A 25,901-nucleotide genomic window follows, 5' to 3' on the forward strand; every position below is an offset into this window, starting at 1 on the left:
CGGACTACGGCACGCGCTGTTGCCCAAGCACAACCGCGATCGCGCCGGCATCGTTGCCGTATCGCGCGTTCGCATACACGCGATACCATTGGGCCAGATCGGGTTGGCGTTCCTGATCCGCGCGATCCGCGAACCGGTTCAGCGTTTCGCTCGGGCCGCGCGACAACCCCAGCTTCGCCGCTTTCCGGTCCATCGCGCGCAACCGCCGGTTCATCGCCAGGGCGGTTGGATCGGTCCCCAACGCGGCGACCGCCGCGCGACGTTTCGCGGCAATTCGCTTGATCAAGATTGCGGCGACGCCAACGAGTACGATTGCGCCGATCCACGGCGACCAGCGGATCAGGAGTCGTACGGCTGCATTGGCCAGTTCGCGCGCGTTCATATTTCGAATCGCGGCAATCGCGGACTTCGTCCTGTGTACGGCGTATTCCCAGAATTCCGCCAACTTCTGTTTCTGTTCGCGTTGGGGTACGCCGTCCGCCGGAGTCGCTTCGACGATCGTCCACCCGCTCCCTTCGATGTACGCCTCGACCCACGCGTGCGCGTCTTTATTGCGCGCCACCCAATACTCGCCGTAGCTGTTTTGCTCGCCCGCGACGAAACCGGTGACGTACCGGCATGGCACGCCCGCGCACCGCAACAGCATCGCCGCGGATGTGGCGAACAGTTCGCAGTGTCCCGCGCGGCTCTCGAGGAGAAACGCCGAAAGCGGATTGTCGGATACGACCGGCGGCGGATTGAGGCTATACGTACAGGTAGCGTTCAAGTAGGCCACAACCGCGTGCATTCGCGCTTCGTCGTCGGCGCAATTGCGCGTGATCGCGTACGCGATGGCGCGTATTTTGGGATCGACGCCGTTCGGCACGATGGTCAAGCTTTCCCGCTCATCGGCGGTCAGCGGCGCGTCCGCCGCGCGAACACCCGCCACCCGGTATGGCGCTCCAGGTTCGATTTGTCCGGCTTCGACAATGCGATGCGCGTCGACGGACAACGTGCGCCGCGGAATTCCCACGCGCGCCGATTCCAATTGCGTGAAGACCGCGCCGCGTAAGGAGGAAACGGGTTCCACGAGCATATGTTCCGAATCGCCATTCTCCCCGCCCGGCGCTAGTGGAAACCACGTCGTGTCGTTTTCGCGGCCGTCGGCCATTTTTATGGGTTGTACGTCCTGCGACGGCGCCACGCTCGACCAGCGGCGTCCGTCAAACGTATCGAACGCCTTCCCTCGCAGATATCCGGGCATGGCCGCGCTCGTAACGTGCAGTGCAATTGCGTTGCTGTTCATACTCTTGAATTGATTGACGCGGTCGAGGTGCCCTTCGCCGGAAAAGCCCGGCGACGTTGGCAGGCTGCGGTCGCGCATGAGGTCGACCAGCAACAGGTCGAGGTCCTGTCCGCGACTCTGCAGCAGCCTTCCCAATCCCCACCCGAGCGACAGCACGATTGCCAAGACGAGGATATACGCGTTTCGCCGCGCGCGCCGCGCGTGTTGTGGCTCGACGTAGCGCGATTGTGCATGAACAACGAAATACGCTCCACTCGTCAACGCTAATGCCAGCGCCGCGGTCTGGTATGCGGCGCCGCTCCACGCGCCCAACGCTCGTGGGGGCATCGTTCCGGCGAGAATAACGACAAGGGACGGATACAGTGGCAAGGTGAACGGAAGCGCGCCGCCGCGCCGCAGAAAAAGCAGCAGCACCATCCAGAACAGCAGCGCCTGCGCGATGGGATAGGCTTGCGCGTAGTCCAGAATGCCAATCGAAATGAACTGCACGCGAGCCGACCCGAACGCCGGTGCGGGAAGCAGCCACCGCAGCGCAAACAGGACCGCTACGCCGGCCGCGAGTCGTGATTCCGCTTTCCTGGAAACCGTAATTCGATACCGTTCCGTCCACCCGACGACGGCGGCCAGGCAGATTGCGGCCGGATACAGGATCTGCATCGACATCATGCCGAGCGTGCCGGACGCAATCAGGCACAACATCACGGCAAGTATCCGCGTCGCATTCGTCATAGCGAATCGATCGCCCCTGCCGTCACATCGGCCGATGAAAACACAAGCGCGGGCGTGTTGGCGATTGCATCGGCCCGCGAAATCGGTGCGGTGGTAGCCGAATCGCGAACGATAATCACCTTCACTGCACACCCCGAGTCGACGGCAGCGCGCACGAGTCGCTCGCGCGTCTCGTCCCAATCGAGAAACACGCAGATAACCGTCGAGATTCGCGCGAGTTCGTCGGTCAATGCCGGCGCGATGGTGTCAAACGGATTGGTGCGGCACTCGTCGACGCACGCAAGAATCTCGAGCACATTCTCGAAATGCGCGATGCTCCGTCCCGAGCGAAACACGTACAGTTCCGGCCCTGCGGCAAAGATGTCTATCAGGTACTCGCCCCGCGCCAACGCATCGGCAATCGCGGCGGCCATACTGACCGCCGCTTCGAACTCCGGGAACCCCGTCGCGGGCCGCCAGCGCCGTCCGGGGACGTAGGTGTCCAACACGAGCGCGATGCGGCAGTAAAATTCCTCCTGGTATTCGCGCACAACGGGCCGCGCGAGCCGTGCCCACGAACGAAAGTCGATCCGCCGTGGTGGGTCGCCGGCGCGATACTCGCGATTGCCGATGTATTCCGGCGATTCGCCGACGTCCGACGTCAGGGAAATTCCCCCGGGCTGATGGCGCCGCGATGCGGGCACATCGATGGACGCGAGCGGGTGAAACCGCGGCGCAACGAGCAACGGCCCGCCGAGCGGCGCTGAGCGTCCGCTGCGGCAGATCGAAAACGGAAACGTCGTGAACACGCGCACGGGCGGGAGGCGATACAGCCCGCGCCGGTTCGGCATAATCGTGATCGGCAACGACGCGTGCGCGCCGGGAGCAAGCTGCGTACGCGCCCCTCGCGAGTCAATCACGCGCAGCGAGCGGCCAATGCCGATCAGGCTTGCGTCAAGTTCGAGGATGGACCAGCGCCCGGTGTTGCCAACGCGAAACCAGCCTGTCACCGCCTGACCCGCGCAGGCGAGTTGCGGAAAACTGCCGCTGATGGTGAGCCTCGGACGCAACGCCGAGTTCACAACCAGCGCCGTAAAGCCCAGCGCAAACAACGAGCACAGCGTATAGAAGATCGGCAGCTCGAGTGTATAACCGAGCAGACCGGCAACCAGCCCGAGGACGATTAGCGAACGCCCCGCGCTGGTCAGCTTGTACTGCAAGAGATAGCGCGCGAACCGCTCGAAGTCGCTCGGTCCCCGCCGCTTCACGTCGGCACCCTGATGGAAGCAATCACCTCCGTAATCACTTCCGCCTTGCCATTGCCGCCGTATTTGGCCTTCGACGTAAGCACAACACGATGCGCCAGCACGGGGACCGCGAGCCGCTGCACGTCGTCGGGCAACACGTAGTCGCGGCCCGCGCAGAACGCGCACGCCTGCGCCCCGCGGAACAGCATCAGCGATCCGCGCGGACTGACGCCCACTTTCAGCCGCTCGTCGTTTCGCGTCGCATTGACGATCTGCACGATGTAGCGCGACACGGGTTCGCTGACGGTTACGCCGCGGATGCGCGCCTGCAGTTCGACGATCTCGTCGCGCGCGACGACCGGCGACAACGAATCCACCGGGTGCGATTGCGCCTGCGCATGGAGTATCGCCACTTCCGCGTCCGGCGGCGGGTATCCCAGATTGATTTGCATCAGGAACCGATCCAACTGCGCTTCGGGCAAGGGATATGTGCCATGAAACTCGATAGGGTTTTGGGTCGCGATGACGAGGAAGGGCTGCGGCAACGCGTGCCGCTCGCCTTCGATGGTCGCCTGCCACTCGTTCATCGCTTCGAGCAGCGCCGATTGCGTACGCGGCGACGCGCGGTTGATTTCGTCCGCCAACAGCACATTGCAGAATATTGGGCCTTTGCGAAACTGAAACGAGCCGTCCTTCGGGTTGTACACCGACGCGCCCAGAATGTCCGCAGGCAGCAAGTCGGGCGTGAACTGCACGCGGTTCATTTCGGCGTCGATCGATCGGGCGAGCGCCTTCGCCAGCGTTGTCTTCCCCACGCCCGGCACGTCCTCCATCAGGACGGAGCCGTTCGCGGCGAGTGCCATCACCAGGAGGTCGATGCTCTCCTGCTTGCCCTGAATCACGCGTCCAAGATTGGATTTCAACTGATCGATAAGCGTAGCGAGCGGCTTCGGGTCCGGCATTCGGGCCTCCTGTTTCTATCGCGTACGATGTAACCGCGAACCTGTGACTATCGTAAACGGAAGACGAAAAGAAGTGTAACCGGACGGAGAACGCCGGTATCATTCGCGGGAAGCGCCACCACGATGCGACGGATGGAGACTTGTGTCATGAAACGCAGTTACACCCTGGCGTTCCCGCTGATCGCGTGCCTGGCAACCGGATTCACGTCCACGGGTCAGGAGCCTGCCGGAGAGAGCGGACCGGATATCATCGTGATCGCGGAGGGGACAACTCCGAAACCCGATACGCTGCCCGCCATTCGGGTCGTGAAAGAAAAACTGTGGGGGAAGTACTACCCCATGGTGTCGATGCGGTTTCCGAACGTGCCCGATTTCCAGTGCGACGCGTGGTGCTACGAGGCCGCGGTGGAATTCGTCGATGCGCGGCCGCTCGATGACGGCGTCGTGGAGATGCGCCATCGCGATCAAGCCAATCCGCAGGAACTGGTGATAACGACAATCACGCCGCGCCAAGGATCGGTCGAGATTGTGGCGCGCGTCGCGCTGGATGCGGAAAACCACGCCGGCAAGGAGTTGCCCGGATCGCCGCCGGGGCTGAATCTCTGCTGGCAGTTGCGCCATGCGCCCGCGTTCGCGAGTGCGCCCGATCGCTATCCTCAGTTTGTCGAGCGCTGCTTCATATTCACGAACGACGGCTTCACGTACTTGAAGGACACGCAACGCACAAAGATTCCGGTACAACCGCCGGACCACGAATACAACTCGCCGCCCTGGGTGCAGAGCTACATGGCGGCTTCGTTGTACGTGCCGGTCACGCAGCCGACGGCATGGGCGGGCTACAGTACGGACCGCTATCTCACACCCGTCATCGGCGCGGTATCGCGCGACAGGAAATATCTCACCGCGATTGCGAATGACTCAACCCTGTCCATGGCGCAGGCTTGGCACGATTGCATGCACAACAATCCGCTGTGGCTCCCCGCGGACGCGCCGGTCACGGACCAACGCTGGCGCATGGTCGTGTATGCGATGGAAAACGACGCGAAAACGTTGATGGAGCGCGTATCCGCGGACTTTCCAAAGGAGAAGCGCGTTGCCGCGGCGGCGAATCCGCCCGCGCCGCGCGATGGTTGGAAGCGGCACGCCACGCGCGCGGGCTGGATCGAAGTGCCCGACTGCGTTACGTGGCGCAACGATCTCCCGCTCGGACCGTTCGTGCGCACGGGCGATGGCGGCGTGCTCGGGATTCACGACAACACCGCCATTATCAGCCGCGACGAAGGCGCTACGTGGGAAGCGCATTCACTGACCGCGAATGCGGGGCGCGCGTTTGTCGTTCGGCCCGAACGCGCGATGATTCGCACGGCGGCCGGCGCGATTGTGCTCGCGTTCATGGACGATACGCAGCAGCAGTGGAAATGGAACGCGGAAAAGCGGCTTCCCGAGCCGGACGCGCACCTGCCAACCTGCTCGATCCGCAGCCTGGATGACGGAAAGACGTGGACCGATTTCCAGATCATGTACGATGGTTACAGCGGCGATATCCACAGCATGATCCAGACGCGCGCGGGCACGATCGTCGCGCCGGTGCAGGAGTTGATGTACGAGGACGGCCGCCACGCGTTGCGCCCGCGCCACTCGACGGACGATGGCAAGACGTGGCAGCGATCGAATCTGCTCGATATCGGCGGACGCGGCCACCACGACGGCCTGATCGAGGGCACGCTCGCGGAACTCGAGGACAGGCGCGTCTGGTTGCTGTGCCGCACCAACCTCGGCAAATTCTGGTCCGCGTACTCCGACAACGACGGCGAAGACTTTCGCGAGTTGCGGCCTTCGTCCATCGACGCCAGCAGCGCGCCGGGCACGTTGACGCGCACCGCGAGCGGACGCCTTATGCTCGCGTGGAACCGGCTGTATCCCGACGGCGAGACCACCGCGCCGGACGAGGTCTATGTTGGCGGCGACGGCCAATGGTCCGACGTGCGCGCGAACAACTACCGCGCGGAGTTGTCGATTGCGTTCTCGACCGACAACGGCGCGACTTGGACCAAGCCGTTCGTTGTCGCGCGCCGCGTCGATGGCGTCGGCGCGTCGCTTGCCTACACGTACGTCTTCGAACACAAGCCGGGCGAGTTCTGGCTGACCACCATGCAGGGCGATCTGCGGCTCGCGTTTCGCGAAGGAGATGTCGCCGGGTGACTGCCGTACCATGGCTCCTGTTGCTGGTGGGCCTTGCGATTCTGACCGCCGGGGCCGAATGTCTCGTCCGCGGCTCGTCGAAACTCGCTGCCGCCGCCGGCATTTCGCCGCTGGTTATCGGGCTCACGGTCGTCGCCTACGGCACAAGCACGCCCGAATTCGCCGTAAGCGTGAAGTCCGCGTGGGCCGGTCAATCGGACATTGCCATCGGCAACGTCGTCGGCAGCAACATCTGCAACGTTCTGCTCATCCTCGGCGCGTGTGCCGCGTTGTTTCCGCTTCGCGTCAATGTTCAACTCATTCGCCTCGATGTGCCCATCATGATCGGCGCGGCGCTGCTCGTTCCTGCGCTGGGATACGACGGCCGCATCGGACGAATCGAGGGTTTGATATTGTTCGGGATGATGGCCGCGTACACCGCGTTCGTAATTCGCAAGAGCCGTAAGGAGACCCGGGCCGCACAGGAGAAGTTCGCGGCGGAGTTCGCCGCGCCGGAACGGGTGACGGCCGGTTTCGTTCTTGCCAACGCCGCGCTCGTTGCGCTGTCCCTGGTGCTGCTCGTTTACGGTGCGCGCACGTTCGTGAATGCCGCCGTCGAACTCGCGCACGCGTTCGGCGTCAGCGAACTCGTCATCGGTCTCACCATCGTCGCCGTCGGCACCTCGCTCCCCGAAGTCGCCACGTCCATCGTCGCCACGATTCGCGGCGAGCGCGACATCGCGATCGGCAACGTGGTCGGCAGCAATATTTACAACGTGCTCGCCGTGCTTGGCGCGACGGCCATCGTAAAACCGGTCGCGGTCTCGGCCCAGGCGCTCGCGTTCGACATACCAATCATGGTCGCAATCATGGTCGCGTGCCTGCCAATTTTCTTTACGGGACTGGCCATCAGCCGGTGGGAAGGCGGGCTCTTCCTGGGGTACTACGCGGCGTACACCGCGTACCTCGTGATGCAGTCGCAACTGCCCCAGGTGCCGCCGGGATTCAGAACGGCAATGCTCTACTTCATCATGCCGCTCACCGCCGTAACCATCGTCGTCCTGTCGATGTGGGAACTGCGGCGGCTGCGCAGGGACCGTATGTAGCGCCGGATTGCGCGTCTCACGGCCGGCTGCGCCGCGTGCTCGTGCTTCTGCTCGTCATCGTACTCGATCGTTTCGAGTATCGAGTGCGAGTACGATGACGAAGCACGAGCACGAGCACGTAAAAGACGGTGCGCTCGATGGTTTACTCGTGAGCGTTTTCCGCCGCACCGAAGGATTTTACTTCCACCGCGGCGTCGTGGGGCGGCGGGAAATGCGGGATTGCGCCGGGCAATCGCAAATCCGAAACGGCGTTACGCCGGTGGACTGGATTCGCTCGCGAGCTTCGCATGCAGGCGTTCCGCGTCACGGCGAATGAAAAACAATGCGCCCAGCATCAGGATCACGCCCGCGGCGATATATACGCCCGACGTCAGCGCAATCGCATAGCCCAAATCGTACTGGTCCGCAATTCGGCCCACGATGATTGGCGCCGTGCCTGCGCCCGCGAGCCAGCCTATGCAGTTCATAAGGCCCGCCGCGGTACCGCGCGCGTTGGCCGGGATGACGTCGTAGATGGACGCAAAGATGTTCGCGTCGTACAGGCCCTTACAGAATCCCCAGCACGCCATGACAACGACCAGCGTGGAGAGCGTAGAGGTGGTGCCCGTTGCATACACAAACGGCGCTCCGAGGAATACGCCGGTCGCTTGCACGAACATGCGGCCGCCAAAGAACCTCCCACGCAGATTGTCCGCCAGCCATCCTCCCAACGGCGACGCACACATGCTCGCCACCTGCAAATAGACGACCGCCTCGAACCCGGCGCGCGTGAGGCTCAGATTGAATTTCTCATGTAACAGCGAGGGCATCCACGAAAGCATGACCGCCGCAACGAAGTTTGCGCACAGAAAGGCGCCCAGAAGAAACAAGGTCGTCGGCGTCGAGAAGATCAACTGAGCCGTGTCCAACACCGACATGCCTTGCACCGGCCCCTTCGTCTTGACACCCGAATCCGCGAAGTCCGCCGCGCCGCGTTGGGGTTCCACAACCAGACGATGCAGGACAATGCCGAGCAGAATGCCCAGTCCGCCAAATATGATGAACGACCATCTCCATCCGTAGTACTCGCCGATCATGCCCGCGAAGAATCCGCCGCCAATAGTCCCCGCGTATACGCTTGTTTGATGTAGTCCCATTGCTCGCGACCGTGTTCTTTTGCCGTGATAGTCGCTCACAAGTGACATGGATGCCGGAAAATAGAAGGTCTCTCCCACGCCTTCCGCTGCGCGAAAGAATATGAGGTGCGAAAGTTTTGTGGACATTGCCGTCGCCATGCAGATTACGCTCCACGCGTACAGCCCTGCGAGAATCGCTGTTTTGCGCTTGACGCGGTCGACTATGTAGCCGGCAAACGGCGCGCCAAGCCCGTACACCCACGCAAAAGCGGCGACAATAAAGCCTTGCTGCTCCTTATTGAGGCTGAACTCTTTTTCGATGAGCGGCAATACTGACGCAAGGGCCTGACGGTCGGCATAGTTGAAGAACGCCATGAACCACAGCATCCCCACGATGTACCACTTGTAGTTCGGCGACCTGGAAAACGCAGGACGTCCGTCGTCGGTTTGCATGATTGCTTCTCCAGCCCATAGCCGCAGTGAGGGAAGCGGTATAATTCCGAATTCGTGCGGCGAAATGCAAGGCCCACGTCCGCTTCAACCGGCGCGGCCGCCCACGGGCATACGAAACAGGCTATTGGAGAATTGCCATGAAGACGATCGTGATCAGCGCGCTTGTGGGTTTTGCCGCGGCGATACTCGTCGGCAATGCGGGGATTGCATCAGGCCCAGCCATCGTCGACCTCGCCGAGCCTGGAGAAGCGCTCTTGATTCGGCTCAACGGAAAACCCGCGGGTGGTCTCCGCGTGGACGCGCAAGGCAGGCTCGGAATCTTCGGTCCAAACCACACTTCAACGATCGTCACCATCGACGCACGGGACCGCGTGCAGATCGACCCCCATCCGGTCGATTCGCCTGCGCCGCGGCTGACCATCGATCAAGACGTTTGGCTTACCGGCGTCCTTCGCGTCGGGCGCGCGGACGCCTTCGGCGACGCGCCATTCGACCCGAATGGCGCGGTTCAGGTGGGACGCAACCTGCCTACCGCGCAGCCGATGGCCCTTCTCCGCGCCTTCGCCCAAGGCAAGGAGTCCTTCCGCCTCGGCGCAGACGCCGACGGAAACGGGTACTGGAGCGATGGCGCGCACGATACGCCACTGGTGACGTTTCAGCCCTCTGCCGCCGGTAACCCCAAATCTGGCAAGGTTTTGGTTTACGGAGCGCCAATTAATTATTGAAATATCATCTGTGTATGATGATATTTCAATAATTATTTGATATACTTTCCTCATGATCGCCCGGCCCGCAGACTCCCAACGACTTAGGTGGCTACTGGGCGCCTTCCCAGTCACCGCGATTCTCGGTCCCCGCCAATCGGGCAAGACTACGCTTGCGCGGGAACTCGCCTCCGACCATTTTTTTGACCTCGAAAACCCGCGTGACGTGGCGCTCCTCGCCCAGCCGCAGCTCGCGCTTGAACCCTTGTCGGGCCTGATAGTGATCGACGAAATCCAGCGCGCGCCGGAAATCTTTCCGCTGATTCGTCACTTGGTCGATACGCGCACGGAACAGCGTTACCTGATTCTCGGCAGTGCATCGCGAGACCTAATCCAGCAATCGTCGGAATCGTTGGCCGGACGCATTGCCTACCATGAACTTGGTGGGTTCCGGCCGGATGACGTTGGCCGGGAGAATTGGCGCGCGCTTTGGCTGCGCGGCGGCCTCCCGCGGTCGTACGTTGCGTCCTCGGACAAGTTAAGCCAAGTATGGCGCGAACAATACATAGCGACGTTTCTCGAGCGCGACATCCCGCAGTTGGGAATCTCGATTCCAGCCAATACGCTGCGCCGATTCTGGACGATGCTTTGTCACTACCACGGCCAGATAATCAACTACGCCGAATTCGGCCGTTCGTTCGGCATATCGGACATGACGGTTCGCCGGTATCTTGACATACTCGAAGGCACATTCATGGTGCGTTTGCTGCAACCGTGGCATGCGAACACTCGAAAACGGATCGTCAAACGACCGAAGATTTACATTCGCGATTCCGGGCTGTTGCATACGCTGTTGTCGATTCAATCCGATCGCGATCTCGCCGTACACAACAAACTGGGCGCATCATGGGAAGGGTTCGCGTTGGAATGTGCCGCGCGCGCTATCGGGAAGCGCAACGAGGAACTTGCGTTTTGGGCCACTCACTCGAGCGCTGAAGTCGATCTCATCTGGCAGGAACACGGCAAGAATTGGGCGATTGAAGCGAAATACACCGACGCCCCTAAGCTTACGCGGTCGATGACCAGCGCGTTGAACGATCTCGATCTGGCCCATTTGTGGGTGCTGTATCCCGGGGATCGAGCGTATCCCATTGCGCGCGGCGTAAGCGCGCTGCCCCTGGCAAGCATGGGCGCCAACTGGAGCTATCCAAACGATTGAGCCGCTCCGGCGGCGGTCCGGCCACTACTTTGGTAATAGCACGACGTACAGCGGCAGGCCCACGTATTCAAAATTGGCCAGCACGTCTTTCGCGGGGGACGATTCGGGGTCTTCGGCCTGGTACTTGATCTTGACGAAGTTCTCGAGCCGCTTGAGGACGGCTGGGTCCTTGAATGTGGTTTCGTTCATGTACAGGCAGTTCTTGCACCACGTCGCCCAGAAGTCGATCAGCACCGGTTTCTTTTCGCGCCTGGCCTGTGCGAGGCCTTCGTCGAGCGAGGTGACCCATCCTTCTTCCGCGCTGGTCTGCGCGCTGGCCAGGACCGCGCTCTTGTCCACGAGATAGCGCGCGCTGAACTGTCCGTAGGCCTGATACCCGTAGTACGCCGAGAACAGGAGGATGAACACGCCAAACGCCTGCTTCACGCGCACCATCCACATGCCCGGTTTCGGCAGGTGGGCAAGGCCGGCGCCGGCAAACGGCCACGGCAGCGCCATGCCCACGCCGAGCAGGAACGGCAGCGCCAGCGCGATCGCCGCCCCGCGCGCATACGCATCCTGCGAGTACAGGACGACGGCGATTACGACCGGCGCCACGCAGGCGCCCGCGAGCAGCGCGTTCACCGCGCCCATAATGAACGCGAACAGATAATTGCCGGAATCCTTCCGGATGCCGAGCTTCGATTGGTACTTGGTGAAATCGATGAGAATCACATCGAACATCGCGAGCGCCAGCACGACGAAGACGAGTGCGATTGCCGCGTTGAACCACCATTGCGCGTTCAGTGAACCGAAACTCGCCGCGCCGAGCACCGCGACCAGACCCAGCACGCCGTACAACAGCGCGGTGCCGAGTCCGTACATGCCGCCGAGCAGGAACCCTTTCGTGCGCGATCCGGCCCTTACGCCCGCGCCGATGATCGCGAGGTTCACGGGAATCAGCGGCAGCACGCACGGGGTCAGGTTCAGCGTGATTCCGCCAATCAGCGTCAGCAGAATGACCAGCGGGAGGCCCAATCCCTTCAACGTGAATCCGCCCGTCGCAACGCTGCCCGTCAGACCAAGCAGCCCGCCGGATTGCGGAGCCGCTTCGCCCTTCTCGGAGCGATCAATCCACTTCAAGAATTCTTCCGTGCTGACAAAACCGGATTGACCCGCGATTTCAAACTGCGGCAACAACTCCTGCCACGTTTGGGCCGCGGCAGGTTGCGTTGTCTTTACCGCAGACGCAGACTCAACCACGGCTGGCTTTGCAGTTGCTTCGGCGGGCTTGGTTTCGCTGTACTTGTCGATCGCCGCAAATAACTCGGCTTCCTGCGCTGCTGGCGTTTCGCCGGGAGCGAGGACCTTAATGGGAACCTCAAACTTAATTGTCGACGGCCCCAAACATGACTTGTCGTCGCAGGCCTGGATGCGCAGCGACCCCTTCAGCGTGAGCGTGCCTGTGGCAACGGACTGGGCCACCTCCAGTGGAACGCCGATCGCCGTTTTGCCTTCGTACACCGACACCAGGCCGTCCGAGAATGCGAGTTTGATCTCTTCGCCGGGCGGATAGGCGAATTCGCCCGCGGTGACGCCTTCCAGCGGCTCGAGTTTCAGCACCGTCGCGATAAGGTATTTGTCGAGTGGCTTGTGGCTGTTGGTGTGCCAGCCGTCCTGAATCGCGATGACTACGGCGGCGCGAATCTTACCGCCGGGCAGCACACCGGAATGATCGGTAACGGCCGAAACGGTTACGACGTCGCTGGTCGCTTTCGCGTTTGCCTCGACAGCGGCAAACGCGGCGCACAGCGCCACCGCGCACAATCCCCAACGTGAGAACCGCACCATATCTACTGCGCTACCTTCTTTCCGCCCAGCGCCTTCACGAGGTCTTCGGGCGTTGTCACGGGCATCTGACACGCATAATTTTTGCACACATAGGCCGCGCTTTTCCCGCCGACCGGCGCCTTGTCAACTAACAGCGGAATCCGCTTGCCAATTTCGCCGTCGGCCTTCGCCGTGTCTGCGAGCGCGACGACTTTGTTCGGAACGAACTGCGCGTGCAGCGCCGCGAGTAGCGCGCGGGTTTCGCCGGAACCCGCGGCGCCGGCAATCGCAACCTCTTTCGGGGCGTTCAGTTCGAAATCCACGGCGCACAGCATTTTCATGTACGCGCGCGGCGAGCTTTCCATGTTCGCGCTGTTCGCCTTGAGCACCTGCGCCGCCTTCTCCGCGTACTGCTTGTTGTCGCGCAATTTCGCGAGACGTTGCAGCGCGGTCACCGCCATCGAGTTGCCGGACGGCTCCGCCCCGTCGTACGTCGGTTTTGTGCGCGCGATCAAATGCGCATGGTCATCCGTGGTCGAGTAGAACCCGCCATCGCTTGCGTCCCAGAACATGGCGATCATCCCGCCCGCCAGGTCGTCTGCTGCGTTCAACCACTGCTCGTCGAACGTCGCCTCGTACAGATCGATCAGGCCGATCGCGGTGAACGCGTAATCGTCGAGATACGCGAGCAACCGGCTCTCGCCTTTGCGGTGCGTGCGCAGCAGCTTGCCGTCCTTGCGCATGTCGGTGAGCAAGAATTTCGCCGCGCGTTCCGCCGCGTCGCGATACCGTGCGTCGCCGAGCACCTGGTATCCCTGCGCCAACGCGGAAATCATCAGGCCGTTCCACGACGTGAGAATCTTGTCGTCCAGTCCCGGCCGCACGCGCGCGCCGCGCACCGCAAGCAATTTGGCGCGGCACTCCGCGAGCTTGTTCTCGAAGTCCTCGACGCTCATGCTGAATTCCTTCGCGACAGCGTCCGCGGGCCGCGTCACGTGCAGGATGTTTTGTCCGGCGTGGTATTTTTCGTGCGAACTGAAATTGCCGCCGGGCCGTACGTTGTAATACTGGCAGAACAGGTATCCGTCCGCGTCGCCGAGAATCGACATGATCTCGTCCTGCGTCCAGACATAAAACTTGCCCTCCTGCCCTTCGCTGTCGGCGTCCTCGGTGGAGTGAAATGCGCCGTTCGCGTCCTGCATGTCGCGCAGTTCGTAGTCGAGAATCTCGCGGGCCGCGCGCGCGAACAGTTTTTCGCCCGTCGCCTGATACGCCTCCAGATACACGGGCGCGAGTTGCGCGTTGTCGTACAACATCTTTTCGAAGTGCGGCACAAGCCATTGCGCGTCCACCGAGTACCGATGGAACCCTCCGCCGAGATGGTCGTACATTCCGCCGCAATACATGCGCGTCAGCGTAAACGCCGCCATCTCGAGCGCAATCGTGTCGCCGGTGTTGTAGTGGTGGCGCAACAGCAGCGCAATCGACGGCGCCGATGGAAACTTCGGCGCGCCGCCAAACCCGCCAAACGAGTGATCGTAGCTCGCGCTCAATTCGTCTACGGCATCCTTTATCAAATCGTACGAAAGCGCGCCCGTTTCGCCCATGCGGGCGGACGTGCTCTGCTTCACGTACTGCGTGAGTTGGTCGGCGCTCTTGTCCACGTCGGCGCGCCGTTCATTCCACGCCTGTGCTATTGAATTCAAAACGGTCTTGAAACCAGGTCGCCCGTACGCGTCCTCCGGCGGGTAATACGTGCCGCCGTAGAACGGCTTCAGGTCCGGCGTCAGCCACACCGACATCGGCCACCCCCCGCTCTGCGTCATGATCTGCACAGCGGTCATGTAGATTTCATCGAGGTCGGGGCGCTCCTCGCGATCGACTTTGATGCACACAAAATCTCGATTGAGAATCTCCGCGACACTCTCGCTTTCGAACGATTCCCGCTCCATCACGTGACACCAATGGCACGCCGAATACCCGATGGAAAGGAAGATCGGCTTGTCCTCCGCCCGCGACTTCGCGATTGCTTCGTCCCCCCACGGATACCAATCTACCGGGTTGTGCGCATGCTGCAACAGATACGGACTCGTCTCGTTTGCAAGCCGGTTTGTGTGCTTCGGGACCGCCTCGGAGCGTATGGCCATCAGGGGTTCCTTCTCGGAATGTTTCGGTTCTTGCGCGGTCACGGCGAGCACGACAGTTATCAGGAAAAGTGCTCGAGCCGCGGCGTTCAGTGCGTTCCGTTTCATGTGCCCTTCCAGATACCGAACAGATTACACGCGAGCGGCATTCCGAATCAGCCGCATCGAACACGGCTGGCGCATCATCGAGGTCCGAGTTCAGAAACTGGACAAATCGCAGTCCCGATTCTGGAATCTGGACTCGCCGCGCAGCCGAAACGTCTGTCGTAGTGCGCCAGCCCTTTCGTCGCAACCCTGTTTACCGCATTGGCTTGTGAATGCAGTTTCACGTTTGCGCCTGCTCTGGCACTCTTCTTGTTATGTCCCTATACGTCACTGAGCGGTGTCTATAAGACACAACCCATCGAGTAACGCGAGCAGCCCCGCTTCGCGTGAACCCGAGGCGGGCGCCTGGCACCACACCCAGGCGCCCGCCTTTTACGGGTTTCGACTCCTCTAACTTGATGGCAAATCCAGATACTGAACAATCGGTCGTCCCGATTCTGGAATCGGGACGACACTCCGTGTTCAAACTTGTGATGGATGGTGTAAATCTCGGCTTGTAACGTATCTCGTAGAAATACTTTACGTATGCACATCCCTTTGCCTCTTGTCTTGGCACAGCAAATGCTTTCACCCCAATTGGGATGGGGGTCAAACGCAATCCCCCGCGACGCTCCCACTGGGAGGAACGCTGACCATGAGCACCGCCAGACAGAAAACTCTCACCACGAAGACCAGCTCACTTCGCGCTAAACGCACACTTCGAATCGCGGCGTTCGCGCTTGCCTCATTCGCCGCGACGAAGGCTCTGGCCGAACCCGTCCGCTTTTACTGGTCGGTACCCGAGCCAAGGCACCGCATTTGGACGATCATGGTGCCTGGGCACCAAGTGTGCGAGTCAGGAGATATCGACGGAGACGGCAACCACGATCTAATCGGGTTCCTAAGCGGTTGGCGGAATCGCGAATGGCCTACTTACCCCGCTGAAAAGATCGCGGATGATGCCATCGTGATTGAATATGGCGGCCCCGATCGGCGCGGATTGGCGAATCAAAAGGTTGTTCCAGGAAACCCGGCACTGGATGAGACCCACTTGGCGGAATTCTCGCATGACGACGAGCTTCCGGGTACGGATTACCCTCGCCATCAAATGACCAAGCTGGGCATCGCCGTCGCATGCGATGATATGGATTTGGACGGATTCGACGACGTCATATTCCTGGCAAACGACAGAGACCCCTCACGATATGGCACTGAGCTGTACATTTACTTTGGAGGTCCATGCGCGCGCGGCAAGTTGTTTAGATTTGAGGATGAGAGCGAATCATCTCGTTTCGCGCGAATTATCCTCGACGACCCGGCGTATGGTGAGGATATCGCAACTTGGCCGGGAGACTCATCCGACGTGCCATCGCCAATAAAGCGGGCCGATCTCTGTACCGTAGACTTAAATGCCGACACACTGCCGGATATCGCCGTGACGATGTATCGCACATGGCAGATGCCGGAGATTGTAATCATCTATGGGCAGACAGACTTCCGAGGCACAACACGCGCGATGAGCAGATCTGGAGACCTACAAATCACAAAGATTCTATGTGAGTACCGCGATCCCAAATGGGAATGGGATCGGCCACGAGAGTATCCGTGGACATATCTCCCCGGTGATTATGCACCCTCTCTCTCGAGCGGCGACATGAATGGTGACGGAATTGACGATTTGGTCATTGGCGACGAATCCGTCGATCGCGACATCACGGAGTCCAGCGCTAAACTGAGCGAAGACGGTCATCCTCTTGATCGTCCTGGAGCGGTCTATGTGCTTTATGGGCCGTTAGATTCGTCGATTGCCACACTAGACTTGGCTACGCCCGTTCCAGAGGCAGGCGAAGTGGTGATGTTCGGCGCGCGCGAAGGCTGGCCATATAATGGCGGCAACGCGAATGGGATTGGTCGCACCGTCGCACTGGGTGATGTGAATCAGGACGGCTATGACGAGCTCATGTTCGGAGCGACTTCCCAAAACACGGCATTGGACTGGGCGATTCTGTACCAATTCCCTGGTTCGCCGTTCAAACCCGGAATCCCTACGGGAAACGGATCATTCGTGCACCTCGACCCATTGATCGCGCCTATCGGCTCTTGGAACGAGACCCGCCTTGGTTGGCACGAAGCGCCCACGGATGGAACGCGGAAGGGCGACGCTGCGTGGGGTGACGTTTCGGGTGACGGTCGGGATGACTTTGTCGATAATTTTGCCTACGTCCTTTTAGGCTATATGGGGGGATTTCGCGTAGTTCCCACCCCCGAAATCGCCCCAGGCGAACGTCTTCTACCCCCGACGTTAGTAGAACCGCATTCGCTCGGAGATAGCCTCATAGAAAGTACGGGGGGGAGTGTAGATAAATACATATCGCAACAGGATATTGATGGCGATGGCGAGACTGACGTGGTTTTGTGCAACGGACCGGCACCTGCATGGTTTCTCGTCGCGTTGAGCGACGGCGGTGCACCGTCGGCGATGGCCGTCGAGCGATACACAGGCGGGAAGACGGCAATGCGCGGGTTTGGCGGCAGATTGTCTCCCGTGCTGCGCGTGAACATTGGATTCGAGGACGGTCAAGCGGGCGCGGTAACTGCCACGCTGAACAAGTCCGGGAATGGCATTACAAACATTCCGGAAGTCTATGTTGGCCCTACCGATTGCTACTGGCACCTGACGACGGATCGAGTCGGGTATACGCAGGCCAATCTTCTGTTCCGCTATATCGAGTCAGACCTGCTTGGCCTGCCGGACGATGCGCTTGTCCTGTTAACGGCGCCGACCCTTGCGGGTCCATGGAATCCGGTAGCTCGCCAGCAACTGAATGCGTACGGCCGGCGCGTTTCCGCGCAAGTATCCAGTCTCGGCTACTTCACGCTTGCGTACCTCGCAGCCGACGAAACGGACGCCGGTCCTCGCGTGAAGGAGATTGCCTGCGACACGTGCACGGACAATCCAGATAACCCGGGCGAAGAGACGATGACAGTACGGTTCGCGCAGGCCGTGACGGGTGTGGATGAGAGCGACTTTGCAGTCCACGCGCCCGCAAGCGTGGGCGGAGAGATTCTCGAGGTACATGGAACAGGAAAGGAGTACAAAGTACGCGTTGCGCTGGGTATAGGTGTTGGACCTGTGGTATTCGAGGTGCTCGACGACGATTCGATTCGCGACATTCGCGATCGGCCGCTGGGCGGACCCGGCGCGGGCAACGGTTCCGCTCAACGCGAAACCTGCGCGGAAATCAACATTCCCGTCTCGGTGGATCGCATCGACGCAGACGATCCGAGCCCAAACGCGTTGCCGATCGTTTCGTATACGGTCCATTTCACGGCCCCGGTCAGTGGCGTGGATATCGCCGACTTTGAGTTGGATGTGAATGAGCTGGATCGAGTGTTCTTTGAGAGTATTAGTGGGACGGGCGATACGTATCACGTGGGGGTTTATACCGGGAAGGGTAGCGGCACGATAAGGTTGAGATTGCGAGACGACGACACGATTCTCGACGCGAGCGGCACGCCCTTAGGCGGCCAAGGCACGGGTAACGGCGATGCGCAGGGCCCCACATACGTGATACTGCGTGACGAAACCGACCTTGTTCCACCGACTGTGCGGGGGATCACGCGCGCCAGCGTGAGTCCCACGTCGGCGGTGTCCGTCGACTTCTACGTCGAGTTCACCGAGGATGTTGTCGGCGTAGAACTTTCCGATTTCGAGGTGGTCACGACCGGAGGAATCTCGGGCGCGGCGATCACCGGGATTCGCGGGGACGCGCTGGTCTCAGTTATTACCGTCTCCACCGGCGACGGCGACGGCACGATTCAGCTTCGCCTGCATGATGACGACAGCATTGTCGATCTCGCGAGTAATCCGCTCGGTGGCGCGGGTATCGGCAACGGGGACTTTCTCAACGGCCACGTGTACACCATTTACAAGAGCGACCCCGGTGCGCTGCCGCCCGTTGTTAGCTCCATCACGCGGCTCGATGCGAGTCCGACGGACGCCTTCACGGTGCGGTACCGCGTGCGCTTTAGCGAACCGGTCACCAACGTGGACGCCGGCGATTTCGTTACAACCACGGCCGGATTGCTTGGCTCATCCGTGGACAGCGTCACCGGTGCGGGAGACGACTATACCGTCACGGTGGACACGGGCAATGGCGCGGGAACGCTGCGGCTCGACGTGCGCGATAACGATTCGATCTTCGACGCGGACCGCAATCCGCTCGGCGGTATTGGCAACGACAACGGCCACTTCACTTCCGGCGAGGTTTACGAGATTCTCCGCGAGACGATGATGAGCGTCCGGTCGGTGAAGAATAATGCCACCGTGTTGCCCGGCGGACCGTTGAAGGTCAAGTGGACTTCCGGACCCATAGGCAACCATGTTCGCATCGAGCTGTGGAAGAGCGGAGAACGCGTCGCCATTCTCGAGAAGAAGACCAAGAACGACGGCTCGCAGAACGTAGCCATTCCCGGAAACGTCGCGGAGGGTGGCGGCTACATCATCCGAGTGGTCTCAACGTCCAACTCCGCCTACTTCTCAAACATGAAGAAGCCGTTCACCATCGAGTAACGCGAGCAGCCCCGCTTCGCGTGAACCCGAGGCGGGCGCCTGGCACCACACCCAGGCGCCCGCCTTTTTGGCTCGCTCTGCCGTGTTCAGTCCGTTAACACGGTGTGTTCAGTTACTTAATTCGTAGCGGCCGAATCTTGGGGGTGGTTGTGCGGGCGCGATTTGGCGGGTACGCGTAAGCGGCAGTTGCATCTAGGCTTGCGACAGGGCTGCACGCGTCAAACGTGTTTGGCACTGATCTTGTTCCCCAAGACCCAAGTCCGCCACCTTCTGCAGATGCAAGGAGGTTTGCGGATGCGGTTGTTCGTTGGAGCGAGAAATGTTTCGCGCTGCGATTGCATCCGCGTCGCTTCGCCGTGCAGACACGGGAAGGGGGGCGTACTCCTGACTACGCGGGGCTCCGCCGTCCGCGGTGGACAGGGGCGGGCGCTTGGAACCACACCCAAGCGCCCGCGAATTTCAAATGAAAAGGAGCACGGGCTCGCACCCGTGCTCCTTTCTTAATAAATGGGTCCGGATCGGTTCGCGAGGGATTATACCGCCGCCGCGACCGCGCCCGTCTTGTACAACTTCTTCATGTCGTCGAGCGACATCTGCGAGTAATCGCCGGCGTGGCCCGCCGTGCCGAACGCGACCATGCGCTTGATGTACACCTGCTTGGCGGCTTCGCGCGCGGGCCCGAGCCAGTCGCGCGGATCGAATTTTTCGGGATGTTCGGCGAACACTTTGCGCGCGGCGCCGGTCATTGCGAGGCGGCTGTCGGTATCGACGTTGATCTTGCGCACGCCGTGTTTGATGCCGTCCTGAATCTGTTCGAGCGGAATGCCGTAGGTCCCCGGCATTTTGCCGCCGTATTGGTTGATAACATCGACCAACTCTTGCGGGACGCTCGACGATCCGTGCATCACCATGTGGCAATTCGGCATGCGCTGGTGGATTTCGTGGATGCGATCCATCGCCAGCGCGGGCGGCAGCATCTGGCCGGTCTTCGGGTCTTTGCGCAGCGATTTATACGCGCCGTGGCTCGTGCCGATTGCGACCGCGAGCGCATCGAGACCGGTCTGCGCGACGAAGTCCTCCGCCTGCTCGGGGTCGGTGAGGTGATCGGTGTCGTCCGCGGCGATGCCGGCGCCGTGGCCGTCTTCAATTCCGCCGAGGCAGCCGAGTTCGCCTTCGACCGTCACGCCGAGCGGGTGCGCGAGTTCGACGACCGCGCGCGTGACTTCGACGTTTTTCTCGTAGCTGTTCGGCGTCTTGCCGTCTTCGCCGAGGGAGCCGTCCATCATCACAGACGTGAAGCCCAGTTCGATTGCCTGCTTGCACGTGGCGACGCTGTTGCCGTGATCCAGGTGCAGCGCGACGGGAATGTCGGGATACTCGATCACCGCCGCTTCCATCAGCTTCTTCAGATAAATCATCCGGCTGTACTTCAACGCGCCGCGGCTCGCCTGGATGATCACCGGGCTCTTCGTCTCGTTCGCGGCCTCCATGATCGCCTGAATCTGTTCCATGTTGTTGACGTTGAATGCGCCAACGCCGTAACCGCCCTTGGCGGCCTCGTCGAGAATCTGTCGCATGGGTACAAGTGGCATAAAAGCTCTCCCCTGGTCTATTGCGCTGCGGGCGGCGTTCCGCACAAAAAGCGCCCACGGAGCATGACTGAATAAACAGGCCTAGCATACCATTTCGGCGCACGATGCCGCAAAAAAGCGGCGGCGCGTTTAGCGGCGTTGCCACCGCGTGTGCCCGACGGCCTGGCGGTCACACGCCCGAGTATCTTCATGCGCGGCCGGGACAGGGAAAGCCGTCGCGTCTTGTGGCGGCAGTAGTCCTTCCGTGCGACGGGGACACTCGTCGTCCGGATGATGGCTCCTGTTTATTAGTCCATTGTGTTGCACTCGGCGGGAAGGAGGCAGGAGGTAGGAGACAGGAGTCAGGAGTCTGGAGTCAGGAGCCAGGAGTCAGAAGTCAGAATGCGTCGGAGAATCGTGAGCGGTGGCAAGTGAGAATGAACCACCTCTGTTTGGTTGACAAATTGTGGAGGGGCAAAGCGAAGACCCGGGAAATCGCGGTCGTTGCGTCTTTTGCGAAACGAGGGGTTTTAATGGAAAGGCGCAAAATCATCCGAAGCATGTCAATAAAGAACGTCTAACCACAGATTTCACGGATTACGCAGATTAAAATCCGAAGTCGGGATGGACGGGGAAGGGAGCGGGGCGACGAGTGGTGAAAGCTACACTGAGATAGTGTACACTATATTCGTGTGTATGTTGGGTGCGAGGAACATCATGAGAAACATCACCTTGAGCGCCGACGAGAACGTGATTGAGGCGGCGCGAGAACGGGCCCGTGGAGAGAAGACTACGTTGAACGAGGCGTTTCGGCGCTGGCTTGCATCATACGCCGGTCAGCGGTCACGTGCTTTAGAGGCCAAGATGCTCATTCACGAGCTTCGCTCTCGTGTGCGTACGGGCGGACGAAAGTTCACGCGAGATGAAATGAATGAGCGGTGAGTTTATCGACACCAACGTGTTCATCTACCTGTTCGACGAAACGGCCCCCGATAAGCAGCGGATAGCGGATCAGATCGTATTCGGCGCCCTTGAAACCGCGTCCGCGTGCACCAGTTTCCAGGTGGTTCAGGAAACGCTCAACGTGCTTACGCGAAAAGTTGAGAAGCCCATGTCCGCCGGGGAGGCACGCGATTTTTTGGATGCCGTGCTTGTTCCGTTGTGGCGGGTAATGCCATCGCCAACGTTGTATCGCCGCGGTATCGAGTTGCAGTCGCGCTACCAGCACGGCTTCTACGACGCGCTTATCATCGCCGCCGCACTCGATGGCGGGTGTTCCGTGCTTTACAGCGAGGATTTGCGGCACGAGCAACGGATTGAGGGGTTGACGATACGGAACCCGTTTGTGGACTAGGCGACGCAACGTTACTCGGGCGACCAAAGCAGAGCTTTCCGAGCGCGTTCCCAACTGGAAAGTTGGGAACGAGTTTATGATGGGACCGTTGGGAACGAGTTAACGATGGAGTAGTGAGAGTCACCTGGTATTTGCTCTTACTTCCTACTCACCGTTCAGAATTCCGCGGTCATGGTTGGGCTGGCGTTGGAGACGTTTTGGAACCAGAGCAGCGACCATTCGCCGTTGGAATCGATCAGGAGGCGTTTTGGGTCGGCTGCATCCATCGTAAACAGGGCGCCAAGGGTTGGGTTGTTGTAGAGGTCCGGGTCCTGGTCGGGCAGGTCGGCGTCCACCAACCGCACGTCGTCATGGCCGTCGTTGTAGATCCCTTCCGCGACGTACCACACGGCCAGCCCGTCTTCGGGAAAATCGGCGTCGTAGTTTCCCGCGGATTGTGCGCGGTTCCGGTTTTCGACGACCCAGTACTCGAAGGGCCCGTCGCCCGGATCGTCGTTGAACGGTTTGACCAGGATGAGCGCGGCTTTGCGGTTTTCGGAACTCGGGAAACGAAGCACCTTGCCCAAATGCGCGTTGAGAATCTTCGGTTGTATCCATCCGATCTTGATCTTGTCGTGCATGGTCATGTGCATCCAGTTCCGATCGAGCACCATGATGTCGTACTGCCCGTTCCCGGAATTGGCGTCGTACCGGTCGGGGAAGTTGAAAAAGGCGTGGTTCATTTCGTGGAGAACGGACGAGTGGTACCGGATCGGGTTCGTGGTGCTGTCGACGGCGCCTCTCGCCATCAGACTGAAAAACACGATGGGCCGGGTCCCGAAATCGAAGACGCCGTCCGGTGTCGCGGACCCGCCCAAGATTATGTTGCGGACACTTGCGTAGCCGGTGGTATAGGTGCCGTTTGGAATGAGCAGCACGATCTGCGCTTCCGCGCGCGAAATCGCGTCGTCGCCGTCGGTATCCAACGCGCTCCAATCTACGTTGGCGATGCGCAGGGCCTCGCGCGTGAAGAACGGGTTCGATTCGATGTCCCCGAAATTGGACAGGGGCGCGCCCAACGTGATCCATGCGGGCACTCCGCCCGACGTCGGCTTAAACTGCCCATACGAATTCTCTGCGTAGTACCCGGCAACGGACCTTGCTGGAGGTTTCCTCGGGTCACTCGACCCAAAGAAAATCTCGGTGATGTAGCCGGTCGTCGCGGCAGTATTGCGAAGCCAATCCGTCGTCGCCGCCCGAATGACGACGATCTTTCCCGATGGATAGTCGGGATTCGGCTGGAGTTGGTTCCCGGGGTCGGTCAGTTGGTACTTGCCAATGATGGCGCCCGAATCCCAGAGAATGCGGTTTTTGATGTCCTGTGCCACCGCCGCATCGTTCACGTCGCGCACGTCCATGCTCTCGGTGCCGGGGGTGGGACATCCCATGCAGAACAACGAAACGACCGTCAGCACGGTCGCGCATGTCCCTGTGCGCCAGTTATTGGGACGCCGGGTGTATGTAGTCTTGCGGAACGAATTGGCAACCATAGTGCCTCCGACTTGCCCGCCCCGTAAGTGTTGACCCCCGTGCAGCAGATCGCTTATGTCACTCTACCGAGCACTTCCGAATTCGTTATTCGATCGCGGTCGGATTCCTTTGCAGCAGTTTTCGCGCGCGCCACACCGCCGTCCTCCACGCGCGAACCGCCGAGCGCGCATGCCCACAGCCCTATTGGAGCGTACAGCGCACTACTTATGCGCCCCCACACCTTTACAGTACGATACGCGCAAGTCGGGGAATTGGCAAGAGGCTTTTGGGATTTGATTGGTGGCGCGCGCAGCCGGGGATGACGATACGGGCGATGCGTGGCACGGGAACATGCGTACGCCATCCGCGGGCACGATGCAAATAACAGGTGGCTGTCCCTAGTTAATTCTGCGCCACCGCCGCATCGTTCACGTCGCGCACGTCCATGCTCTCGGTGCCGGGGGTGGGACATCCCATGCAGAACAACGAAACGACAACCAGCAAGGTCTCGCATGTCCCTGTGCGCCACGTTTTGTCACGCAATCGAGCTACCTATTCACAGTTCGTCACTGGCAATGAATATGTCTACTAACCGCCTTGATATGCGGTCATGCTTCTCCGAATACAGCAAATGATAGACCACCTGTTGTCCATCGTCCGAGACGGCTGGCAATATGAGCACACAGCAGTCGAAGGGCTTCATGTTAAAACTAAAGCCCATACCCTGTTCGTGCTTTGCCTCAATGACAAATCGCGTGATTTTTGTTTCCGGTGCGGGTCCCGAAAGAACAGATGCCTCTCTTACGGCAACGTTTTCCATAAGAACCAACCCATCGGTCTTTCTTTGCACGCCCAGTAGCCTGCACTGCGATACATCAATAGTCCATTTGATAGTACTGCGATTCTTTAACTTCACGCACATTGCTGTCGGTCTCGATTGGCTGGACTTGGGTCCGAACAGCATGGAGCCGAAATCCATATCCGGCCCGGGCAAGACTTCCAAGTCTTTATCGCTGAGCTCGTGCCCATCCGAATACTCAGTCAAACTGACCTTGACCGCTCTTATCTTAAGTACGGTCATTTCAGTGCACCCGAGAGACGCAAGGAGTAGCAGTGAAACCGCCGTGAAGGTATGGCGCACAGTAGTCACTCCGTTGCCTAAGAACTACATAGCCCTAGTCTGCCGATACACACGAATATTACGCAGTGACTAGCAATCGCCAGGCCACTGCCGACGGAGCTGATCTTCCGAGCAGACTTGTCCAGTTGCATATAAGCAACTAAATGCGTATAGTATAACCAGTATAACCAGGGACAGCCACCTGTTATTTGCGGTCATTTCGTGGTCTTCTTTATAATCAGGGACAGCCACCTGTTATTTGCGGTCATTTCGTGGTCTTCTTTGCCTTGGCGGGCTTCTTGCGCCAGCCTTTGGGGCGGCCCGGTGGGAGCGCGCGCAGGCGGCGGCCGAGTTTGGTTTCGAGTTTGCTGAGGAAGGTGTCGCCGGCCAAGGGGCGCCCGGTCTGCGTGCGGACGCGTATAACCAGGGACAGCCACCTGTTATTTGCGGTCATTTCGTGGTCTTCTTTGCCTTGGCGGGTTTCTTGCGCCAGCCTTTGGGTCGGCCCGGTGGGAGTGCGCGCAGGCGGCGGCCGAGTTTGGTTTCGAGTTTGCTGAGGAAGGTGTCGCCGGCGAGGGGGCGCCCGGTCTGCGTGCGGACGCGGAGTTGGCGGACCATACCGGGGTCGAGCCGTTCGACGAGCGCGGCCTGCCAGTTTGTCGCGTCCCTCTTGCGCGCCCAGGCGGTCAGGTCGAGCAGGCCCGACGCGTCGCCCTGCCCCAGGTGTGCCGCGGCGCTTGACCACGGGTAGCGCCAC

General features: G+C 60.5%; 17 protein-coding genes. 5 read left to right on the top strand and 12 right to left on the bottom strand.

Going from position 1 to position 25,901, the window contains the following annotated elements; all coding sequences use genetic code 11:
- Positions 1-4: 4 nt before the first annotated feature.
- From HUU46_23720 to HUU46_23730, 3 genes are read right to left on the bottom strand one after another with little or no spacing between them, the layout of a single operon-like run.
- Positions 5-2,014, bottom strand: a complete 2,010-nt coding sequence (locus HUU46_23720) for a transglutaminase domain-containing protein (GenBank protein ID NUM56647.1) — start codon at positions 2,012-2,014, stop codon at positions 5-7.
- On the bottom strand, positions 2,011-3,261 hold the full coding sequence (locus tag HUU46_23725) for a DUF58 domain-containing protein (GenBank protein ID NUM56648.1): 1,251 nt from the start codon (positions 3,259-3,261) through the stop codon (positions 2,011-2,013). Before HUU46_23725 ends, HUU46_23720 begins: the two co-directional genes overlap by 4 nt.
- Positions 3,258-4,202, bottom strand: coding sequence for a MoxR family ATPase (locus tag HUU46_23730; GenBank protein NUM56649.1), 945 nt, complete (start codon positions 4,200-4,202; stop codon positions 3,258-3,260). Before HUU46_23730 ends, HUU46_23725 begins: the two co-directional genes overlap by 4 nt.
- A 1,973-nt stretch (positions 4,203-6,175) precedes the next feature.
- On the opposite strand from HUU46_23730, the gene HUU46_23735 reads away from it, so the two are divergent.
- The gene (locus tag HUU46_23735; GenBank protein NUM56650.1) at positions 6,176-7,489 is read left to right on the top strand and encodes a calcium/sodium antiporter; all 1,314 of its coding nucleotides are present in this window, start codon (positions 6,176-6,178) and stop codon (positions 7,487-7,489) included.
- A gap of 251 nt (positions 7,490-7,740) precedes the next feature.
- On the opposite strand, the gene HUU46_23740 is transcribed toward HUU46_23735, so the two are convergent.
- Positions 7,741-9,057 carry an MFS transporter gene (locus tag HUU46_23740; GenBank protein NUM56651.1) on the bottom strand — a complete coding sequence of 439 codons (1,317 nt, stop codon included), beginning with the start codon at positions 9,055-9,057 and terminating at the stop codon, positions 7,741-7,743.
- 137 nt (positions 9,058-9,194) lie between these two features.
- Between HUU46_23740 and HUU46_23745 the strand changes: the two genes are divergently transcribed.
- Together HUU46_23745 and HUU46_23750 are read left to right on the top strand one after the other, a co-directional pair.
- On the top strand, positions 9,195-9,782 hold the full coding sequence (locus HUU46_23745; GenBank protein NUM56652.1) for a hypothetical protein: 588 nt from the start codon (positions 9,195-9,197) through the stop codon (positions 9,780-9,782).
- A 52-nt stretch (positions 9,783-9,834) separates the two neighbouring features.
- Positions 9,835-10,980 carry an ATP-binding protein gene (locus HUU46_23750; protein NUM56653.1) on the top strand — a complete coding sequence of 382 codons (1,146 nt, stop codon included), beginning with the start codon at positions 9,835-9,837 and terminating at the stop codon, positions 10,978-10,980.
- Between the two features lie 24 nt (positions 10,981-11,004).
- On the opposite strand, the gene HUU46_23755 is transcribed toward HUU46_23750, so the two are convergent.
- Together HUU46_23755 and HUU46_23760 are read right to left on the bottom strand one after the other, a co-directional pair.
- Entirely contained in the window at positions 11,005-12,810 is a 1,806-nt protein-coding gene (locus HUU46_23755; GenBank protein NUM56654.1) for a thioredoxin family protein, read from the bottom strand.
- A 2-nt stretch (positions 12,811-12,812) separates the two neighbouring features.
- On the bottom strand, positions 12,813-14,936 hold the full coding sequence (locus HUU46_23760) for a thioredoxin domain-containing protein (GenBank protein NUM56655.1): 2,124 nt from the start codon (positions 14,934-14,936) through the stop codon (positions 12,813-12,815).
- A 1,735-nt stretch (positions 14,937-16,671) separates the two neighbouring features.
- Between HUU46_23760 and HUU46_23765 the strand changes: the two genes are divergently transcribed.
- A complete protein-coding gene (locus tag HUU46_23765) occupies positions 16,672-19,590 on the top strand; it encodes a hypothetical protein (GenBank protein NUM56656.1) in 2,919 nt (972 codons plus the stop codon).
- Between the two features lie 533 nt (positions 19,591-20,123).
- On the opposite strand, the gene HUU46_23770 is transcribed toward HUU46_23765, so the two are convergent.
- The gene (locus tag HUU46_23770) at positions 20,124-21,182 is read right to left on the bottom strand and encodes a fructose-bisphosphate aldolase class II (GenBank protein NUM56657.1); all 1,059 of its coding nucleotides are present in this window, start codon (positions 21,180-21,182) and stop codon (positions 20,124-20,126) included.
- 910 nt (positions 21,183-22,092) lie between these two features.
- Between HUU46_23770 and HUU46_23775 the strand changes: the two genes are divergently transcribed.
- Positions 22,093-22,515 carry a PIN domain-containing protein gene (locus tag HUU46_23775; GenBank protein NUM56658.1) on the top strand — a complete coding sequence of 141 codons (423 nt, stop codon included), beginning with the start codon at positions 22,093-22,095 and terminating at the stop codon, positions 22,513-22,515.
- A 155-nt stretch (positions 22,516-22,670) separates the two neighbouring features.
- Here HUU46_23775 and HUU46_23780 read toward each other — a convergent pair whose 3' ends face one another.
- From HUU46_23780 to HUU46_23800, 5 genes are all read right to left on the bottom strand, one after another.
- On the bottom strand, positions 22,671-23,969 hold the full coding sequence (locus HUU46_23780) for a hypothetical protein (GenBank protein ID NUM56659.1): 1,299 nt from the start codon (positions 23,967-23,969) through the stop codon (positions 22,671-22,673).
- A gap of 457 nt (positions 23,970-24,426) precedes the next feature.
- Positions 24,427-24,567, bottom strand: a complete 141-nt coding sequence (locus HUU46_23785; protein ID NUM56660.1) for a hypothetical protein — start codon at positions 24,565-24,567, stop codon at positions 24,427-24,429.
- 13 nt (positions 24,568-24,580) lie between these two features.
- Positions 24,581-25,105 (bottom strand): hypothetical protein, encoded by a 525-nt coding sequence (locus HUU46_23790; protein NUM56661.1) that lies wholly within the window; start codon positions 25,103-25,105, stop codon positions 24,581-24,583.
- A gap of 304 nt (positions 25,106-25,409) precedes the next feature.
- Positions 25,410-25,598, bottom strand: a complete 189-nt coding sequence (locus HUU46_23795; GenBank protein NUM56662.1) for a hypothetical protein — start codon at positions 25,596-25,598, stop codon at positions 25,410-25,412.
- Positions 25,595-25,901, bottom strand: a 307-nt coding sequence (locus HUU46_23800) for a hypothetical protein (protein NUM56663.1), incomplete at its 5' end; no start/stop codon positions are given. The genes HUU46_23795 and HUU46_23800, both read right to left, overlap by 4 nt.

This window comes from Candidatus Hydrogenedentota bacterium (assembly GCA_013359265.1).
In the GTDB taxonomy this organism is placed as follows: Bacteria; Hydrogenedentota; Hydrogenedentia; order Hydrogenedentales; family SLHB01; genus JABWCD01.

Bases quoted from the DNA above. Each gene is read 5' to 3' on its own strand.
- HUU46_23750 (NUM56653.1), top strand. From the start codon at position 9,835: ATGATCGCCCGGCCCGCAGACTCCCAACGACTTAGGTGGCTACTGGGC.
- HUU46_23760 (NUM56655.1), bottom strand. From the start codon at position 14,936: ATGGCCATACGCTCCGAGGCGGTCCCGAAGCACACAAACCGGCTTGCA.
- HUU46_23730 (NUM56649.1), bottom strand. From the start codon at position 4,202: ATGCCGGACCCGAAGCCGCTCGCTACGCTTATCGATCAGTTGAAATCC.
- HUU46_23795 (NUM56662.1), bottom strand. From the start codon at position 25,598: ATGACCGCAAATAACAGGTGGCTGTCCCTGGTTATACGCGTCCGCACG.
- HUU46_23770 (NUM56657.1), bottom strand. From the start codon at position 21,182: ATGCCACTTGTACCCATGCGACAGATTCTCGACGAGGCCGCCAAGGGC.
- HUU46_23735 (NUM56650.1), top strand. From the start codon at position 6,176: ATGGTCCGACGTGCGCGCGAACAACTACCGCGCGGAGTTGTCGATTGC.
- HUU46_23775 (NUM56658.1), top strand. From the start codon at position 22,093: ATGAGCGGTGAGTTTATCGACACCAACGTGTTCATCTACCTGTTCGAC.
- HUU46_23790 (NUM56661.1), bottom strand. From the start codon at position 25,105: ATGACCGTACTTAAGATAAGAGCGGTCAAGGTCAGTTTGACTGAGTAT.
- HUU46_23720 (NUM56647.1), bottom strand. From the start codon at position 2,014: ATGACGAATGCGACGCGGATACTTGCCGTGATGTTGTGCCTGATTGCG.
- HUU46_23765 (NUM56656.1), top strand. From the start codon at position 16,672: ATGAATGGTGACGGAATTGACGATTTGGTCATTGGCGACGAATCCGTC.
- HUU46_23745 (NUM56652.1), top strand. From the start codon at position 9,195: ATGAAGACGATCGTGATCAGCGCGCTTGTGGGTTTTGCCGCGGCGATA.
- HUU46_23740 (NUM56651.1), bottom strand. From the start codon at position 9,057: ATGCAAACCGACGACGGACGTCCTGCGTTTTCCAGGTCGCCGAACTAC.
- HUU46_23755 (NUM56654.1), bottom strand. From the start codon at position 12,810: ATGGTGCGGTTCTCACGTTGGGGATTGTGCGCGGTGGCGCTGTGCGCC.